At 69.4% G+C, this 17,004-nt stretch carries 11 protein-coding genes, 1 tRNA gene and 1 pseudogene; 6 read left to right on the top strand and 7 right to left on the bottom strand.

The features are described from left to right. Positions 1 to 39 precede the first annotated feature (39 nt). The 3 genes and pseudogenes from ACWIHY_RS18930 (at position 40) to ACWIHY_RS18920 (ending at position 3,055) form a co-directional block, all read left to right on the top strand. A tRNA-Leu gene (locus ACWIHY_RS18930) sits at positions 40 to 114 on the top strand. 109 nt (positions 115 to 223) lie between these two features. After that, positions 224 to 1,007, top strand: a pseudogene (locus ACWIHY_RS18925) (transcriptional regulator). A 146-nt stretch (positions 1,008 to 1,153) separates the two neighbouring features. Next, positions 1,154 to 3,055: an alkyl/aryl-sulfatase gene (locus ACWIHY_RS18920; RefSeq protein WP_454376779.1), complete on the top strand. Its 1,902-nt coding sequence runs from the start codon at positions 1,154 to 1,156 to the stop codon at positions 3,053 to 3,055. A gap of 103 nt (positions 3,056 to 3,158) precedes the next feature. On the opposite strand, the gene pyk is transcribed toward ACWIHY_RS18920, so the two are convergent. Both pyk and ACWIHY_RS18910 read right to left on the bottom strand, forming a co-directional pair. Further along, positions 3,159 to 4,592, bottom strand: coding sequence for a pyruvate kinase (pyk, locus tag ACWIHY_RS18915; protein WP_454376778.1), 1,434 nt, complete (start codon positions 4,590 to 4,592; stop codon positions 3,159 to 3,161). Between the two features lie 157 nt (positions 4,593 to 4,749). Then, positions 4,750 to 5,469, bottom strand: a complete 720-nt coding sequence (locus ACWIHY_RS18910; protein WP_454376777.1) for an SIMPL domain-containing protein — start codon at positions 5,467 to 5,469, stop codon at positions 4,750 to 4,752. Between the two features lie 166 nt (positions 5,470 to 5,635). Between ACWIHY_RS18910 and ACWIHY_RS18905 the strand changes: the two genes are divergently transcribed. Further along, entirely contained in the window at positions 5,636 to 7,444 is a 1,809-nt protein-coding gene (locus ACWIHY_RS18905; RefSeq protein ID WP_454376776.1) for a bifunctional metallophosphatase/5'-nucleotidase, read from the top strand. Between the two features lie 48 nt (positions 7,445 to 7,492). Beyond that, on the top strand, positions 7,493 to 7,936 hold the full coding sequence (locus ACWIHY_RS18900; protein ID WP_454376775.1) for a hypothetical protein: 444 nt from the start codon (positions 7,493 to 7,495) through the stop codon (positions 7,934 to 7,936). 39 nt (positions 7,937 to 7,975) lie between these two features. On the opposite strand, the gene ACWIHY_RS18895 is transcribed toward ACWIHY_RS18900, so the two are convergent. From ACWIHY_RS18895 to ACWIHY_RS18875, 5 genes are all read right to left on the bottom strand, one after another. After that, complete coding sequence (locus ACWIHY_RS18895) at positions 7,976 to 9,391, bottom strand: lysine N(6)-hydroxylase/L-ornithine N(5)-oxygenase family protein (protein WP_454376774.1); 1,416 nt, start codon at positions 9,389 to 9,391, stop codon at positions 7,976 to 7,978. Continuing rightward, positions 9,388 to 10,809 (bottom strand): pyridoxal phosphate-dependent decarboxylase family protein, encoded by a 1,422-nt coding sequence (locus tag ACWIHY_RS18890; RefSeq protein WP_454376773.1) that lies wholly within the window; start codon positions 10,807 to 10,809, stop codon positions 9,388 to 9,390. The genes ACWIHY_RS18895 and ACWIHY_RS18890 overlap by 4 nt, the downstream gene beginning before the upstream one ends. Before the next feature lie 200 nt (positions 10,810 to 11,009). After that, entirely contained in the window at positions 11,010 to 13,502 is a 2,493-nt protein-coding gene (pepN, locus tag ACWIHY_RS18885) for an aminopeptidase N (protein ID WP_454376772.1), read from the bottom strand. A gap of 160 nt (positions 13,503 to 13,662) precedes the next feature. Next, the gene (locus tag ACWIHY_RS18880) at positions 13,663 to 13,977 is read right to left on the bottom strand and encodes a chorismate mutase (protein ID WP_454376771.1); all 315 of its coding nucleotides are present in this window, start codon (positions 13,975 to 13,977) and stop codon (positions 13,663 to 13,665) included. Positions 13,978 to 13,988: 11 nt separating this feature from the next. Further along, a complete protein-coding gene (locus ACWIHY_RS18875) occupies positions 13,989 to 14,876 on the bottom strand; it encodes a helix-turn-helix domain-containing protein (protein WP_454376770.1) in 888 nt (295 codons plus the stop codon). 235 nt (positions 14,877 to 15,111) lie between these two features. Here ACWIHY_RS18875 and ACWIHY_RS18870 point away from each other — a divergent pair, with 235 nt between their 5' ends. Next, complete coding sequence (locus tag ACWIHY_RS18870; RefSeq protein WP_454376769.1) at positions 15,112 to 16,872, top strand: glycoside hydrolase family 35 protein; 1,761 nt, start codon at positions 15,112 to 15,114, stop codon at positions 16,870 to 16,872. The last annotated feature ends 132 nt before the right edge of the window (positions 16,873 to 17,004 follow it).

Below are 17,004 nucleotides of genomic sequence, written 5' to 3'. Positions count from 1 at the left end.
GGACGCGCAGCGGGTCGAGATCAACCTTCGATTCACTAAGCCCCGGTAGTCCAATTGGTCAGAGACAATGGATTCAAAACCCATCCAGTGTCGGTTCGAGTCCGACTCGGGGCACTTTTCCTTAGATTCAAAGGCCGCACGAGGATGGTCGAAGTTCACGTGAACGCGTGAACGCGACATCACTCCGGCGCCGGGCCGTCAAGATCGCCCCGGGCTGGGCCGTATGTACGACCTCAGCACGCGCGAGCGGGCCCTTGCACTCGCCGCCGAGGGCCGAAGCCTGAACTTCGTGAGCAAACAGACCGGCATATCCCCGGTCCGCGATCCGTGGATGGCAGGGCCGGATCGAACCGCTGCCGCGCATGCTCGGGCAGGCCACACCTTGCCCCAGATGCCTGCCTGTACCGGGCCTTCCTTCCGACACCGCCGCGTACGCCTACCTGCTGGGCCTCTACCTCGGTGACGGCTGTATCAGCCCACACCGTGGCGGCGGTTACTACCTGCGCATCGCAGGCGCCGATTCCTGGCCCGGGCTCATCGACCTGTGCCGTCAGGCCATCACAGCGGTCCGCCCCGAAGACGCCGTCTGCGTTCTCCAGCGCAAGGGCTGTGTGGCGGTCACCAGTTACGGCCGCCATTGGCCGTGTCTCCTCCCCCAGCACGGTCCCGGCAAGAAGCACGCACGCTCCATCGCGCTCGCGCCCTGGCAGGAGTCCGTTGTGAACACCCGCCCTTGGGAGTTCATCCGGGGGCTCATCCATTCGGACGGATGCCGCATCGTCAACTGGACCACCCGGATGGTCGCCGGTGAGCGCAAGCGGTACGAGTACCCCCGCTACTTCTTCAGCCAGACGTCCGATGACATCCGCACACTCTTCTCCGACACGCTCACCAAAGGCGGCGTGGAGTGGACCTCACTCGCCCGCGGCAGCGATCCGTTCACCATCTCGATCGCCCGCAAGGCGTCGGTCGCGCTGATGGACGCTCACGTAGGACCCAAACACTGACCCCGCAATATGACCCGTCACAGCTCCGCGCCCCCGCCTCGGGGACCCCTCCCAAATCTTCGCCGGAGCATTGACCCACCCGTACCCACCTGCGATTTTCGCTGGCACAGCCGTCAGTCAGCCGATCACCGCCGCGCGAGGTACGTATGAGTCCGATCAGCCGCCGCCGCTTCGTCACCGCCACCGGGGCCGCCGCCGCGGCCGTCGCCGTCAATCCGCAGACGGCGGCCCACTCCGTCGGCGGGACGGCGGAGCCCACCCGTGGTGACTTCGCTGACGCGGACCGGGGGTTCGTCGCCACGCTCGTGCCGGGGGTCGTGAAGGATGACGCCGGCAAGGTGGTGTGGGACAGCGACGCGTACGCCTTCATCAAGGGGGACGCGCCCGAGACCGTGAACGCCAGTCTGTGGCGGCAGTCCGCGCTCGTGTCGAAGCAGGGGCTCTACAAGGTCACCGACCGCGTCTACCAGGTCCGTGGGCTCGATCTGTCGAACATGACGATCGTCGAGGGCGACACCGGGGTCATCGTCATCGACCCGCTCATCTCCGCCGAGACCGCCGCAGCGGCCATCGGGCTCTACCGCGAGCACCGGGGGAACCGGAAGGTCACCGGGCTCATCTACACCCACCCCCACGTCGACCACTTCGGCGGCTGCCGTGGCGTGCTGCCCGACGGGGCGGGGGACGTTCCCGTGCTCGCGCCCGAGGGCTTCATGGAGCACGCCGTGTCCGAGAACGTCTACGCCGGTACGGCGATGACGCGTCGCGCGTCGTACATGTACGGCTCGCTGCTGCCGAAGTCGGCCAGGGGGCAGGTGGGTTGCGGTCTCGGGCAGGGCGTGTCCGTGGGGACCATCGGGCTGATTCCGCCCACCGAGTACGTCACGAGGACCGGCCAGACGAGGACGCTCGACGGGGTGCTGATCGAGTTCCAGATGACGCCGGGGACCGAGGCCCACGCCGAGATGAACTTCCTCCTTCCCGGGCTGCGGGCCGTGTGCATGGCGGAGAACGCCACACACACGATGCACAACATCGTCACCCTGCGCGGCGCCCAGGTGCGTGATGCCCGCCAGTGGGCGCACTGCCTGGGCGAGTCGATCGAGCTGTTCGACGGTCGGGTGGATGTCGCCTTCGCCTCGCACCACTGGCCGACGTGGGGCGGTGAGGAGATCGGTGAGCTTCTGGGTCAGCAGCGGGATCTGTACGCGTACATGCACGACCAGACGCTGCGCCTGATGAACCAGGGGCTGACGGGCCGGGAGATCGCCGAGGAGATCGAGTTGCCACCGGCGCTGGCGCGCGTGTGGGCGAACCGGGGGTATTACGGGTCGCTCAGCCACAACGTGAAGGGGATCTACCAGCGGTACATGGGGTGGTTCGACGGGAACCCGGCTCATCTGTGGGAGCACCCCCCGGTGGAGGAGGCGAAGCGTTACGTCCGTGCGATGGGCGGCGTACGGGCGACGGTCGCCAAGGCGAAGTCGTTCGCCCGGGACGGTGATCTGCGGTTCGCGGCGACGCTGTTGAACCACTGTGTGTTCGCGCGGCCGGAGGACCGTCGGGCGCGCCGGGAACTGGCGTCGGTGTACGAGAGGTTGGGGTATGCCACAGAGAACGCCGTGTGGCGGAACTTCTGTCTCACCGGGGCTCTGGAGCTGCGCGAGGGGGTGAGGCCTCCGTCGGCTTCCACGTCCGGTGCGGACCTGCTGACGGCGCTGACCGTCGACCAGTTGATCGATTCGGTGGCGATCCGGGTGAACGGTCCGAGGGCGTGGGATGTGCGGGTGGCGATGGACTGGGCGTTGCCGTCGTTGGGCCGGGTGTGGCACCTGTCGCTGGCGAACGGGGTGCTGACGTATCGCAGCAGTGGTGAGCGGAGTCCTGGGGCCGGGGTGACGTTGACGATGACCAAGGCGCAGTTGTTGGCGTTGCTCGGTGGCAAGGGGCTGGGGGACATCCGGGCGGAGGGTGATCCGGCTTTGTTGCAGCGGGTGTGGGGTGTGCTGGACAAGCCGGATCCGGCGTTCGAGATCGTCGCACCGTAGGGGTGGTGACCTGGGTGGCTGCCGGGGTCGGCCCCCTGGGGTGTGGGGGCCGTTTGCCCGTGTCGCCAGGTCGGCAGGTGGGTTGCCTCAGGTCGGCAGGTGGTTACCTGGGAACGTCGTCTTCGCCGATGTGGTGGACACGGACGAGGTTGGTGGAGCCTGCGATGCCGGGCGGGGACCCGGCGGTGATGATCACGACGTCGCCCTTCTGGCAGCGGCCGATGCGCAGGAGGTGTTCGTCGACCTGGGCGACCATGGCGTCGGTGGAGTCGACGTGGGGGCCGAGGAAGGTCTCGACGCCCCAGGTCAGGTTGAGCTGGGAGCGGGTCGCCGGGTCGGGAGTGAAGGCGAGCAGCGGGATGGGTGAGCGGTAGCGGGAGAGGCGTTTGACGGTGTCGCCGGACTGGGTGAAGGCGACGAGGAATTTGGCGCCGAGGAAGTCGCCGATGTCGGCCGCGGCGCGGGCGACGGCTCCGCCCTGGGTGCGGGGCTTGTTGCGTTCGGTGAGGGGCGGAAGTCCCTTGGCGAGGATGTCTTCCTCGGCGGCTTCGACGATGCGGCCCATGGTCTTGACCGTCTCGATGGGGTATTTGCCGACGCTGGTTTCGCCGGAAAGCATGACGGCGTCGGTGCCGTCGATGACGGCGTTGGCGACGTCGGAGGCTTCGGCGCGGGTGGGGCGGGAGTTCTCGATCATGGAGTCGAGCATTTGGGTGGCGACGATGACCGGTTTGGCGTTGCGCTTGGCGAGTTTGATGGCTCGCTTCTGGACGATCGGGACTTGTTCGAGGGGCATTTCGACGCCGAGGTCGCCGCGGGCGACCATGATGCCGTCGAAGGCGGCGACGATGTCGTCGATGTTTTCGACGGCTTGCGGCTTCTCGATCTTCGCGATGACGGGGAGGTGGCGGCCTTCCTCTCGCATGATGCGGTGGACGTCTTCGATGTCGCGTCCGCTGCGCACGAAGGAGAGGGCGATGATGTCGGCTCCGGTGCGCAGGGCCCAGCGGAGGTCTTCGATGTCCTTTTCGGAGAGTGCGGGTACGGATACGGCGACGCCGGGGAGGTTGAGGCCTTTGTGGTCGGAGACCATGCCTCCTTCGATGACGAGGGTGCGGACGCGGGGTCCTTCGATGCCGGTGACTTCGAGGGTCACTTTGCCGTCGTCGACGAGGATGCGTTCGCCGGTGGTGACGTCGGTGGCGAGGCCGTGGTAGGTGGTACCGCAGGTGTGGCGGTCGCCTTCGGCGGGTTCGACGGTGATGGTGAACTCGTCGCCTCGTTCAAGGAGTACGGGTCCCTCGCGGAAACGTCCGAGGCGGATCTTCGGGCCTTGAAGGTCGGCGAGTACGCCGACGCTGCGGCCGGTTTCGTCGGAGGCTTTGCGTACGCGCTGGTAGCGCTCTTCGTGTTCGGCGTAGGTGCCGTGGCTGAGGTTGAAGCGGGCGATGTCCATTCCGGCTTCGACCAGTGCCTTGATCTGGTCGTATGTGTCGGTGGCGGGCCCCAGGGTACAAACGATTTTGGCTCGGCGCATATGTCGAGCCTAGGGCTTACCAGTCAGTAGGTAATTGGCTGCACGTGACTGTCCAACAACCTTTGCATGAAAGGTTATTGACAAGTGTTGAATTGTGCACGGGGGTGCTCTGATGAGCATTCGGTGGGTGTTCCCGTGCGCGGTTTCTCCCGGGGTGTCAGAGCTGGGGCGGGGTCATGGTGAAGCGGGCGTTGACGAGGGCGTGGAGGGTCTGGCGCTGAGGTTCGAGGTCGAGGGCGGGGGCGTCCTCGGCCATTTCGGAGCTCATGGCCCGGCGCGCGACGCCGCCGGCGTAGCCGACGTGCAGCGGGTGGGCGTCTTCCGCTCCGGGGTCGGCCAGTTCGACGAGGGCGGCGAGGTCGGCGCCGAGGGCCTGGGCGTATTCGCGGGCGCGTTTGACGGCTTCCCGTACGGCTTGGCGGCGCACTTCACCGTGGGCGGGTGAGTCTGGGCGCATGGACCACCAGGGGCCGTCGACCTGGGTGAGGTCGAGGTCGGCGAGGCGGGTGGTGAGTTCCCCGAGTGCGGTGAAGTCGGTCAGTACGGCGGTGAGGTGTACGCGTCCGTGGTAGGCGCGGACGCGGTCGCCGCGGCCGTGCCTGGTGAGTTCGGGGCTGATGGAGAAGGCGCCGGTTTCCAGCTTTTCCACGGCGTCGCCGTAGCTTTTGACGAGGTCGAGGGCGAGTGCGTTGCGCCGGGTGAGGTCGTCGAGTGCGGTGCGGCGGTCCGTACCGCGGGCGCTGACGGTGATGCCGATGTGGGCGGTTTCGGGGTCGAATTCGAGGCGTGCTTCGCCCTGGACGGCGAGGCGGGGGGCTTCGGGGGTGCCGTAGGGGACGGAGTGGCCAGGTGTGGGGTTCGTTCGTTCGTCGGTCACGTTCTCCACTGTCGCACCCGGGTGGGACAGCGGGTGGTCATCAGATCGAAACGCAGGAGGGGTGTTGCGCGTGTGGCTCACTGGGCCAGAATCTACGCGCGTCACGTTGCGCACCCCGTAGTTACGACCCAAGTCGCCACCGCAGTACGGAACGAGGAGACAAGAGATGCCGCTGAACCGTAGGACGTTCCTGGGCCGGTCGGCCGCCGCCGGAGCCGGTGTGGCCGTGGCCGGCGGGGCCATGGCCGCTCCCGCTGAAGCACACGGGCAGGGCCATCGTTCCGGGCGTCCGCCGAAGCGGTACTCCTTCACCGTCATGGGCACGACGGACCTGCACGGCAATGTCTTCAACTGGGACTACTTCACGGACAAGGAGTTCGACGACAAGGCGCACAACGATGTGGGCCTGGCGAAGATCTCCACTCTGGTGAACCAGATCCGCGAGGAGAAGGGCCGCCGTAACACGCTGCTCATCGACGCGGGCGACACCATCCAGGGAACGCAGCTGTCGTACTACTACGCCAAGGTCGACCCGATCACCGCGAAGCACGGCCCTGTGCACCCGATGGCACAGTCGATGAACGCGATCGGGTACGACGCGGCCGCTCTCGGGAACCACGAGTTCAACTACGGCATACCGGTGCTGCGGAAGTTCGAGGAGCAGTGCGACTTTCCGCTCCTCGGCGCGAACGCTCTGGACGCGAAGACGCTGCGCCCGGCGTTTCCTCCGTACTTCATGAAGAGGCTGCGTACGCCGCACGGCCGTGATGTGCGGGTGGCGGTGCTCGGTCTGACCAACCCGGGTATCGCGATCTGGGACAAGCAGAACGTGCAGGGGAAGATGACGTTCCCGGGTCTCGAGGAGCAGGCGGCGAAGTGGGTGCCGAAGCTCCGTTCCATGGGCGCGGACGTGGTCATCGTGTCGGCGCACTCGGGTTCGAGCGGCACGTCGTCGTACGGTGACCAGCTTCCGTACGTCGAGAACGCGGCCGGCCTGGTGGCCGAGCAGGTTCCCGGGATCGACGCGATCCTGGTGGGGCACGCGCACACGGAGATTGCCGAGTACTTCGTGGAGAACAAGGAGACAGGCAAAAAGGTCGTCCTGTCGGAGCCGCTGAAGTGGGGGCAGCGGCTGACGCTCTTCGACTTCGACCTGGTGTGGTCGAAGGGCCGCTGGACGGTGGAGAAGGTCGGGGCGAAGGTCCTGAACTCCAACACGGTCGCGGAGGACCCGGAGATCACGAAGCTGCTCGGTGACGAGCACGCGAAGGTCGTGGCGTACGTCAATCAGGTCATCGGTACGTCGACGGCGGCGATGACGACGGCGCAGGCGCCGTGGCAGGACGAGCCGCTGATCGACTTGATCAACCATGTACAGGCCGAGACGGTGAAGGCGGCGCTGGCGGGCGGGGCGTACGCAGCACTGCCGGTGCTGTCGCAGGCGTCGTGTTTCTCGCGGACGGCGGCGGTGCCCGCGGGCAAGGTGACGATCAAGGACGCGGCGGGTCTGTACCCGTTCGAGAACACGCTTGAGGCGCGGCTGCTGACCGGTGCGCAGCTGAAGGAGTACTTGGAGTTCTCGGCGCGGTACTACGTGCAGACCGCTGCGGGGGCTCCGGTGGACACGTCGAAGCTGACGAACGCGGGGAACACCCCTGACTACAACTACGACGTGGTGTCGGGGGTGACGTACGAGATCGACATCGCGAAGCCGGCCGGTTCGCGGATCGTGAATCTCGCTTTCGAGGGCAGGCCGGTGGAGGCGGCGGCGGAGTTCGTCCTGGCGGTCAACAATTACCGGGCGAGTGGCGGCGGGGCGTTTCCGCATGTCGCGGGCGCGAAGCAGTTGTGGGCCAATTCGGAGGAGATCCGCAACACGATCATCACGTGGGTGAAGGCGAAGGGGACGCTGGATCCGGCGGAGTTCGCGGTGGTGGGCTGGAAGCTGACGCGGGACGGTGTGCCGGTGTTCTAGGCGGTGGGAGGTCTTGGGGAGCGGTGTCCTCATTCCCCGGGCGGCCTGATGGTGCCGGTGTACGGTCGTCGCGACGACAGCGGGGCGGAGGCCGGGGCGGGGGATGACCAGCGGCCTTCGCCGCCGGCCGAGCGGATGGCGTTCGCCCCCATGACCACGGTCGGCATCGCCGTTCTGCTCGGGTGGCTGGACAAGCTGGCTCCCCGTATCGCGCTCCCCAAGATCACGTTGCTGATCCTGAGTACGGTCGCCTTGTTCCTCCTGCTGGAGGCCGACTCCGCTTTCCGCATCACGTGCACGACGCCGAGGCGAACTCGCTCGCGGCAGTGTCCCGGCTGTCGACGACTCCGATCGCCTGGCCACGCGGTTGAGCCAGTTCTCGTCGCCGAGAGGGCGGCCGACTGTTTCAGGAAGGTGGAGGAGCGGGCCTTCCGGCTCAAGGTGAGCTTCTACGACCAGTTCCGGCCGGCCCTGGAGCATGTCGGGAGCTGAAGCGGTCACCGCGCCGCCGCCTGCTCGTGGCGCGGAAAGTCAGTGGCCCTGGGCCAGCGGGGTGAGGGCCGGTTTCTGGGCGGGGACCCGGGGCGCCTCGCGGCGTTCGAGGCCGAAGCTGGTGAAGGCCGTCCGGCTCGGCAGCGGGTAGGGGTCCATGCCGGTGAGGGAGTTGAGGATCGTCGCGCTGCGCCACGCGGCGAGGCCGAGGTCGGGTGCGCCGACGCCGTGGGTGTGCCGTTCGGCGTTCTGTACGTACACCGATCCGGTCACGGCGGGGTCGAGGACGATACGGAACTGGTCGTCGATCCGGGGCCGCTCGGCGGCGTCGCGGCGGATGTGGGCGTCGAGTCCGGCGAGGAGCTGTCCCAGGGGACGTTCGCGGTAGCCGGTGGCGAGAACGACGGCGTCGGTGGTGAGGCGGGAGCGGGTGCCCTGCTGGAGGTGCTCGAGGTGGAGTTCGACCTTGGTGGTGCCGACGCGGCCGGCGGTGCGTACGGAGACTCCGGGGGTGAGGACCGCGTCGGGCCAGCCGCCGTGGAGCGTGCGCTGGTAGAGCTCGTCGTGGATGGCCGCGATGGTATCGGCGTCGATGCCCTTGTGGAGCTGCCACTGGCGGGGGCCGAGGTCGTCGCGTACGGACTCGGGCAGGGCGTGGAAGTACCGGCTGTAGTCGGGGGTGAAGTGCTCCAGGCCGAGCTTGGAGTACTCCATGGGGGCGAAGGCCTCGGTCCTGGCGAGCCAGGTGATCTTTTCGCGGCACGCGGGGCGGGCGCGCAGCAGGTCGAGGAAGACCTCCGCGCCGGACTGTCCTGAGCCGATGACGGTGATGTGCTCGGCGGACAGGACCCGTTGGCGGTGATCGAGGTACGCGGACGAGTGGATGACGGGGACCGTGGGGGCTTCGGCGAGTGGTTTGAGGGGTTCGGGGATGTAGGGCTGGGTGCCGACGCCGACAGCGACGTTGCGGGTGTAGGCGCGGCCGAGGGCTTCGGCTTCGCCGTCGGCGTCGAGCTGGGTGAAGTCGACTTCGAAGGCCTCGCGTTCGGCGTTCCAGCGGACGGCGTCGACCTGGTGGCCGAAGTGGAGTCCGGGGAGGCTGTCGCTGACCCAGCGGCAGTAGGCGTCGTACTCGGCGCGCTGGATGTGGAAGCGCTCGGAGAAGTAGAAGGGGAAGAGCCGTTCTCGGGTGCGCAGGTAGTTGAGGAAGGACCAGGGGCTGGCGGGGTCGGCGAGGGTGACGAGGTCGGCGAGGAAGGGGACTTGGAGGGTGGCGCCGTCGATGAGGAGGCCGGGGTGCCAGTGGAAGGCGGGGCGTTGTTCGTAGAAGGCGGTGGCCAGGCCGCCGTGTACGCCGTCGGCGAGGGCGGCGAGGGAGAGGTTGAACGGGCCGATGCCGATGCCCACCAGGTCGTGGGGCTGTTCGGGTTCATGGTGCTGGCGGGCGGCGGTCATCGGTGGGTGCTGCCTTCCGGAAGTGGCATGGGTGCGGGGTGGGAGACGTGTGCGAGGAGTGCTTCTAGGTCGCCGCGGGTGGTGTGGGGATTGAGCACGGTGGCTTTGAGCCAGAGGCGGCCGTCGGCGCGGGCGCGGCCGAGGACGGCGCGTCCTTGGGTGAGGAGGCCGCGGCGGACGGCCGCGATGTCGTCGTCCGTGGCGCCGGTGGGGCGCAAGAGGACGGTGCTGATGGTGGGTCGGTCGTGGAGCTCGAGGCCGGGGGTCTTCTCGACGAGGTCGGCGAGGTGCTGGGCGGCGGCGCAAGTGCGGTCGACGAGGTCGGCGAGTCCTTGGCGGCCGAGGGCGCGGAGCGTCACGGCGATCTTGAGGATGTCGGGGCGCCTGGTCGTGCGCAGGGAGCGGCCGAGGAGGTCGGGGAGGCCCGCTTCGGTGTCGTCGTCCGCGTTGAGGTAGTCGGCCTGGTGGCCGAGGGGGTCGAGGCCGGCCGCGGTGGGGACGGCGAGGAGTCCTGCGGCGACGGGCTGCCAGCCGAGTTTGTGCAGGTCGAGGGTGACGCTCTGGGCGCGGTCGAGGCCGTCGAGGCGGGAGGTGTGTACGTCGCTGAAGAGGAGCGGGCCGCCGTATGCGGCGTCGATGTGGAGTTCGGCGCGGTGGCGTGCGCAGAGGGCCGCGATTTCGGGGAGCGGGTCGATCTGGCCGGTGTCGGTGGTCCCTGCGGTGGCGGCGACGAGGAGGGGGCGGCGCAGGTCGGTGAGGGCTTCGTCGAGTGCGGCGAGGTCGATGACGCCGGTGGGGGCGGGGACGGTCACCGGATCGGGAAGGCCGAGGAGCCAGGCGGCGCGGGGCAGCGAGTGGTGGGCGTTGGCGCCGTGGACGAGCTGTACGGGGCCGTGGCGCTCGCGGGCGAGGAGGAGGGCGAGCTGGTTGGCTTCCGTGCCGCCGGTGGTGACGAGGGCGTCGGGTGCGGGAGCTTGGGGGTAGACCTCGGCGGCCAGCGTGCGGGTGACCTGGGCTTCGAGGGCGGAGGCGGCTGGGGCCTGGTCCCAGGAGTCCATGGACGGGTTGAGTGCGGACGCGGCGAGGTCGGCGGCGACGGCGACGGCGAGCGGCGGGGTGTGCAGGTGTGCGGCGCACAGCGGGTCGGCCGGGTCGGCGGCGCCGTGGGCGAGGGCCTGGACGAGGGTACGGAGGGCTTCTTCCGCGCCGGTGCCGGTGCCGGGGAGTACGGGCCGGGCGGTGTCGAGGAGTCGCGCCGTGACGGCGTCGGGTCCGCCGGCGGGGAGCGGGCCGCCGCGGGCGAGGGCGCCTTCGCGGAGGGCGTCGAGGACGGTGTCGAGCAGGGGCCGCAGGGCAGCGGGCCCGCCTGCGCCGCCTGCGAGGGGCGGGAGGGGGGTGCCGGGGGGCGGCGTACTCATGCGAGGTCCTTCGGTGCGCTTGGCTGGCACACCAGCGTGTACAGGAAGGAGCCGGCGCGTCCGGAGTGCTCAACGATCTCAACCCGAAAGTGGTACTGCCCCGCGAGTGGGTGGAGTGGCGTTCGGCGCAGGTGATACGGGGGCCCGGCCCGGGTGGCGGCGGTGACGCCGCTGCGGGCCGGGCCCCCCGGGGGTGGTTGTCAGTTCTCCCGTACCGCGATGGCCCGGCGCAGGTCGTCGAGCTGGTCGGTCAGTTTGCGGCGCAGGGACGGGATCATCTCGGCGCCGCTCAGGAAGTCCTCGCCGAGGCGCAGGGAGTCATTGTCGACGGCGTAGTGGGGGAAGGCGTAGCGGCCCGCGGCTTCGGCGATGGCGGGGCCCCGGCGGTCGGCGACGGCCTTGGCGTCTCCGTAGAAGCGGGGGATGTAGTCGCGTACGAGATCGGTCTGTTCGGGCTGCCAGAAGCCCTGGGCGGTGGCGGTGAACAGGTAGTTGGACAGCCTGTCGTCGCCGAACATGCGGGTCCAGGCCGCGGCTTTGGCCTCCGGTGCGGGCAGGGCGGCGCGGCAGCGGGCGGCGCCTTCCTGGCCGGTGGCGCTGGGGTCGCGGTCGAGTTCGGCGGCGATGGCGGCTTCGTCGGTGGCGCCGAGTACGGCGAGGCGGCGCAGGATGCGCCAGCGCAGTTCGGGGTCGAGTTCGGGGCCGCCCGGGACGCTGCCGCCGTGGAGCCAGTCCTGGATGCCGTCGGGCTGGGAGGCGGCGTCGATGAAGTGGCGTACGGCGGTGAGGCGCAGGCCGGTGCCGTTGCCGTCTTCGGTGCGGCGGATGAGGTCGCGGCAGATGCTTCTGAGGGTGGTGAGTGCGGTGGGGCGTTCGGCGGCGGGGAGGTAGCGGTCCGCGATCTGGGTGTGGGCGAAGGCGAGTACGCCCTGGACGATCGCGAGGTCGGTTTCCTCGGGGAGGTGGGTGAGGGCCGTCTCCAGGTAGGTGCGGGGTTCGAGTTCGCCGTCGCGGACCATGTCCCGCAGGGAGTTCCACAGGACGGCGCGGGTGAGCGGATCCGGTACGGCGGAAAGGTTGCGCAGTACCACCTCTTCGGACTCCTCGCCGAGGCGGATCTTGGCGTAGGTGAGGTCACCGTCGTTGAGGACGACGAGCGCGGGGCGGCGGCCGGGGCGTACGGTCACGGACTCGCCCTGCGGCACGTCCAGTTCGAACCGCTCGCGCAGGACCAGGCTCCGGCCGTCGAGGGGGTCGCGGTCGTAGGCGCCGACGGCGAGGCGGTGGGGCCGGCTCCCCTGCTGGTCGACGGTGACGTGCCACATGCCTTCGGTCTCGCCCGTCGCGGGGACGAGGGTGTCGACTCCGCTCGTACGGAGCCATTGTTCGGCCCAGGCGTGGACGTCGCGGTCGGTGGCGGAGGCCAGGTTGTCGATGAAGTCGGCGAGGGTGGCGTTGGCGAACTTGTGGCGGGCGAAGTGGGTGTTGATACCGGCCAGGAAGTCCTTCTCGCCGAGCCACGCGACGAGCTGGCGCAGTGCGGAGGCGCCCTTGGCGTACGAGATGCCGTCGAAGTTGAGCATGGCGGACGCGGTGTCGGGGACGGCGTCCGGGTCGGGGGCGACGGGGTGGGTGGAGGGGCGCTGGTCGGCGTCGTACCCCCAGCCCTTGCGGGCGACGGCGAAGTCGGTCCAGGTGTCGGTGAAGCGGGTGGCCTCGGTGAGTGTCTGGTATCCCATGTACTCGGCGAAGGACTCGTTGAGCCAGATGTCGTCCCACCACTGGAGGGTGACGAGGTCGCCGAACCACATGTGGGCCATTTCGTGGGCGATGACCATGGCGCGGGTCTGGCGTTCGGTGTCGGTGACGGCGGAGCGGTAGATGAACTCGTCGCGGAAGATGACCAGGCCGGGGTTCTCCATGGCGCCGGCGTTGAATTCGGGGACGAAGGCCTGGTCGTAGGAGTCGAAGGGGTAGGGCTCTTCGAACTTGTCGTGGTAGCGGTCGTAGCAGGCGCGGGTGATCTCGAGGATCTCCTCGGCGTCCGCGTTCAGGTACGGCGCGAGGGAGCGGCGGCAGTGGATGCCGAAGGGCAGGCCGGCGTGCTGGGTGCGTACGGAGTGCCAGGGGCCCGCGGCGACGGCGACGAGGTAGGTGGAGATGAGGGGGGTGGGGGCGAGTGTCCAGCGGCCCGCGCCCTGGTGTTCGGCGACGCCGTTGCCGAGGACGGTCCAGGCTTCGGGGGCGGTGACGGTGAGGGCGAAGACGGCCTTGAGGTCCGGCTGGTCGAAGGCGGCGAAGACACGCTGGACGTCTTCCAGGAAGAGCTGGGTGTAGACGTACGTCTCGCCGTCGGTGGGGTCGGTGAAGCGGTGCACGCCTTCGCCGGTGCGGGAGTAGCGCATGTCGGCCTCGATGCGCAGCTCGTGCTCGCCTGCGGTGAGGCCGGTGAGGGGGAGACGGTTCTCGACGAGCGTTTCGGGGTCCAGTGGCTGTCCGTCGAGGGTGGCGGTGCGCAGGACTGCGGGCTTGAGCTCGACGAAGGTGTTCCCGGCCGTGCGGGCGGTGAAGTGGACAACGGTGCGGGAGTCGAAGGTCTCGTCGCCGCGGTTCAGATCGAGTGCGATCGTGTACCGGTGGACGTCGATGAGCTGGGCTCGGGTCTGCGCTTCGTCGCGCGTCAGTACGGACATGGGGACATGCTGCCCGATGGTGTGCGGGTGGCGCAGCGGGTGGTCGCAACACCCGGTCCCGTCCGGCAGGCACCCCTGCGGCGGGCCGGGGTTCGCAGGGCGTCGCCCGGCGGAGACCGCGCGAAGCCCAAGGGACCGGCCGGTCTGCCGGAGGCCGGCGCTAGGACTTGGCGATCGTTTCGTGGTGGCGGATGACCTCCGCGATGATGAAATTGAGCAGCTTCTCGGCAAAGGCCGGATCGAGTTTGGCGTTTTCGGCGAGTTCGCGCAGGCGGACGATCTGGCGGGCCTCGCGGGCCGGGTCGGCGGGGGGCAGCTGGTGCTGCGCCTTGAGGTGGCCGACCTGCTGGGTGCATTTGAAGCGCTCGGCGAGCATGTGGACGACGGCGGCGTCGATGTTGTCGATGCTGTCGCGCAGCCGGCCCAGTTCGGCGATGACGGACTCGTCGATTTCGCTGGATTCGCTGGAGGTCATGGTCAGCGAGCTTACGTCGGTCGGGTCGCGATGGTCGGAGGGTGTTCGGGATCTGGGATCTGGTGGCTCCAGCCGCCGTGGACGGCCCGCCCCTGCTGCTCGCGGAAGCGCACGGGAGCTGTGCCGACGCGGCGGGTGAAGAGGCGGGAGAAGTAGGCGGGGTCGTCGTAGCCGACGCGGCGGGCGACGGCGGCGACGGGGAGTTCGGTGGCGGCGAGGAGTTCCTTGGCGCGGCCGAGCCTGATGCCGAGGAGGTAGTCCTTGGGGCTGCATCCGGCGCCGCGGCGTACGGCGGCGCGCAGCTCTGCGGGGGTCATGCCGTTGCGGGAGGCGTGTTCGGTGACGGACAGGGGCTGGAAGGCGTCGCGGGCGAGGGCCTGGAGTACGGGGTCTCCGTCGGCTCCGAGGTCGGCGCGGGCGCGGCGCAGGGCGACGAGGAGCTCGTGGACGGCGGCGCCGGTCTCGACTTCGAGGAGCGGGTTCCCGCGGCGCGCGGCGCGGGCGATGCGGCCGACGGCGGCGCGGGCGGCCGCGGTGTCGGCGAGGGGGACGACGGAACGGTCGGGCTCTATGTAGCCGAGTTCGGTGTAGGTGGTGGTGGCGGGGCCGGTGAAGTCGACGAAGCTCTCGTCCCAGCCGGTGGCCGGGTCGGGTCCGTAATGGTGCGGTACGCCGGGGATGAGCCAGATCAGGGCGGGGGCGGTGACTGCGACGCGTCGCCCGTCGGGGCCGCGGTACCAGCCGCTGCCGGCGCTGACGACGACGGCGACGTGGTGGTCGAGGGTGCGGGGGCCGACGGTCGGCAGTGTGCCGTGCTGGAGGCCGACTCCGAGGCAGACGAGGCCCAGCTTGTGGTGGGTGGGGCTGGGGGTGAAATAGCGCATCCAGGTGTGGTACATCCGCTTCGTTTCCTCCCTGCCCGCTCGGGTGGCTGCCCGGTCGGCGTTACGCCGCCCGTTCCGTCGGCTTCCGGTCGTCCGTTCTCCGTCTGCTGCCCGTCGTCCGGACCGTCCGCTGCCCGTCCGTTCCGTCGGTTCGCCGTTGTGTCCAACCAGCGCTGATCTTTGTCCATGGACCGCTCGGCCGCCAGAGGGTGAGGTGGAGGCGCTGGCAGTGGAGCGAGAGGCGGGGACCGTGGCTGACTTCACGGTGGGTGAGAAGGATTTCTTGGTGGGCGGGCGGCCGGTGCGGCTGCTGTCGGGCGCTTTGCACTATTTCCGGGTGCACGAGGGGCAGTGGGGGCACCGGCTGGCGATGCTGCGCGCCATGGGGCTGAACTGTGTGGAGACGTACGTTCCCTGGAATCTGCATGAGCCGGAGCCCGGGCGGCTGCGTGACGCGGACGCGCTGGGCCGGTTCCTGGACGCGGCGCGGGAGGCGGGGCTGTGGGCGATCGTCCGTCCCGGGCCCTACATCTGTGCCGAGTGGGAGAACGGCGGGCTGCCGCACTGGCTGACGGGGACGCTCGGCACGCGCGTGCGCACGCGCGACGCGGAGTATCTGGGTCATGTGGAGCGGTGGTTCCGGCAGTTGCTGCCCCAGGTGGTGGACCGGCAGATCGACCGGGGCGGCCCGGTGATCATGGTGCAGGTCGAGAACGAGTACGGCAGTTACGGCTCGGACCAGGTGTACCTGCGGCATCTGACGGAGTTCCTGCGGGAGTGCGGTGTGAGCGTCCCGCTGTTCACGTCCGACGGGCCCGAGGACCACATGCTGACGGGCGGGTCGGTGCCGGGGGTGCTGGCGACGGTGAACTTCGGGTCGGAGGCGCGTAAGGGCTTCGAGACCCTGCGCCGCTACCAGCCTTCGGGTCCTCTGATGTGCATGGAGTTCTGGTGCGGGTGGTTCGACCACTGGGGCGCCGAGCACGTCGTACGGGATCCCGCCGACGCGGCGGCGGCGCTGAACGAGATTCTTCAGTGCGGCGCCTCGGTCAACATCTACATGGCGCACGGGGGCACGAACTTCGCGGGCTGGTCGGGGGCGAACCGCTCCGGGCAGCTCCACGGGGGTGAGCTCCAGCCGACCGTGACGTCGTACGACTACGACGCGCCCATCGACGAGTACGGCCGCCCCACGGAGAAGTTCTGGCTGTTCCGGGACGTCCTGGCGCGCTACCAGGACGGCGGGGCTCCGCTGCCCGATGTGCCGGCCGCGCCCGGCGCGTTGGGAGGGCCGGTCGTCGCACGGATCACGCGGTGGGCGCCGCTCGGCGACGTACTGGAAGCGCTCGGCGGGCCGGAGACGGAGCGTGCGATGCCGCCGACGTTCGAGGACCTGGGGGTGGACCGGGGGCTTGTCCGCTACCGGGTGCAGGTGCCGGGGCCGCGGCAGGCGTATCCGCTGGGCGTGACGGGGCTGCGGGACCGGGCCGTGGTGTACGTCGACGGGGTGCGGGCGGGGGTGCTCGGCGCCGGTGCGGGCGACTACGCGGCGCTGGACGAGCCGGTGGCGGGGCCCGCTGCGGTGGAGCTGTGGGTGGAGTCGTTGGGGCGGGTCAATTACGGGCCTCGTGTCGCCGAGTCGAAGGGCATCACGGGGGGCGTCCTGCATGAGCGGCAGTACCTGCACGGCGTACGGGCGCGGGGGCTGTCCCTGGACGCGTTCGACGCCCCGGACGCACTCGTGAAGGTCGCGTTCCGTTCCCCGGAAGCGGGCGCTTCGGGGCTGTTCCGGGGAACGTTCGAAGTGCGCGGTGCGGGCGATGCCTCGCTGAGGCTCCCTGGCTGGGAGCGCGGCTTCGTGTGGGTGAACGGCTTCTGCCTGGGACGGTACTGGGCGGCGGGTCCCCAGAAGGCCCTCTATGTTCCCGGGCCCGTTCTGCGCGAGGGGTCCAACGAGGTGTGGGTACTGGAACTGGAGGGCTCGGGCGAGCGCTCCCCCGAGCTCGGCTGACGGACGCGGTACGCCAGGGAGGGCCGGTCCGTAGTAAGGACGCTGTTGGTTAATTCGGCCCTTCGCGTGACGTCGGCCTTCAGGACCCGGTTGTGGTCTTGAAGGCCGACGTTGTTGTTTGGGGTGGGTGCG

It is taken from the genome of Streptomyces sp. NPDC055287 (assembly GCF_053646035.1).
The sequence above is the reverse complement of the archived record's forward strand: the minus strand, read 5'-3'. Positions and strand labels throughout refer to the sequence as shown.

Bases quoted from the DNA above. Each gene is read 5' to 3' on its own strand.
- ACWIHY_RS18895 (WP_454376774.1), bottom strand. From the start codon at position 9,391: ATGACCGCCGCCCGCCAGCACCATGAACCCGAACAGCCCCACGACCTG.
- ACWIHY_RS18880 (WP_454376771.1), bottom strand. From the start codon at position 13,977: ATGACCTCCAGCGAATCCAGCGAAATCGACGAGTCCGTCATCGCCGAA.
- ACWIHY_RS18900 (WP_454376775.1), top strand. From the start codon at position 7,493: ATGGTGCCGGTGTACGGTCGTCGCGACGACAGCGGGGCGGAGGCCGGG.
- ACWIHY_RS18890 (WP_454376773.1), bottom strand. From the start codon at position 10,809: ATGAGTACGCCGCCCCCCGGCACCCCCCTCCCGCCCCTCGCAGGCGGC.
- ACWIHY_RS18920 (WP_454376779.1), top strand. From the start codon at position 1,154: ATGAGTCCGATCAGCCGCCGCCGCTTCGTCACCGCCACCGGGGCCGCC.
- ACWIHY_RS18905 (WP_454376776.1), top strand. From the start codon at position 5,636: ATGCCGCTGAACCGTAGGACGTTCCTGGGCCGGTCGGCCGCCGCCGGA.
- ACWIHY_RS18875 (WP_454376770.1), bottom strand. From the start codon at position 14,876: ATGTACCACACCTGGATGCGCTATTTCACCCCCAGCCCCACCCACCAC.
- pyk (WP_454376778.1), bottom strand. From the start codon at position 4,592: ATGCGCCGAGCCAAAATCGTTTGTACCCTGGGGCCCGCCACCGACACA.
- pepN (WP_454376772.1), bottom strand. From the start codon at position 13,502: ATGTCCGTACTGACGCGCGACGAAGCGCAGACCCGAGCCCAGCTCATC.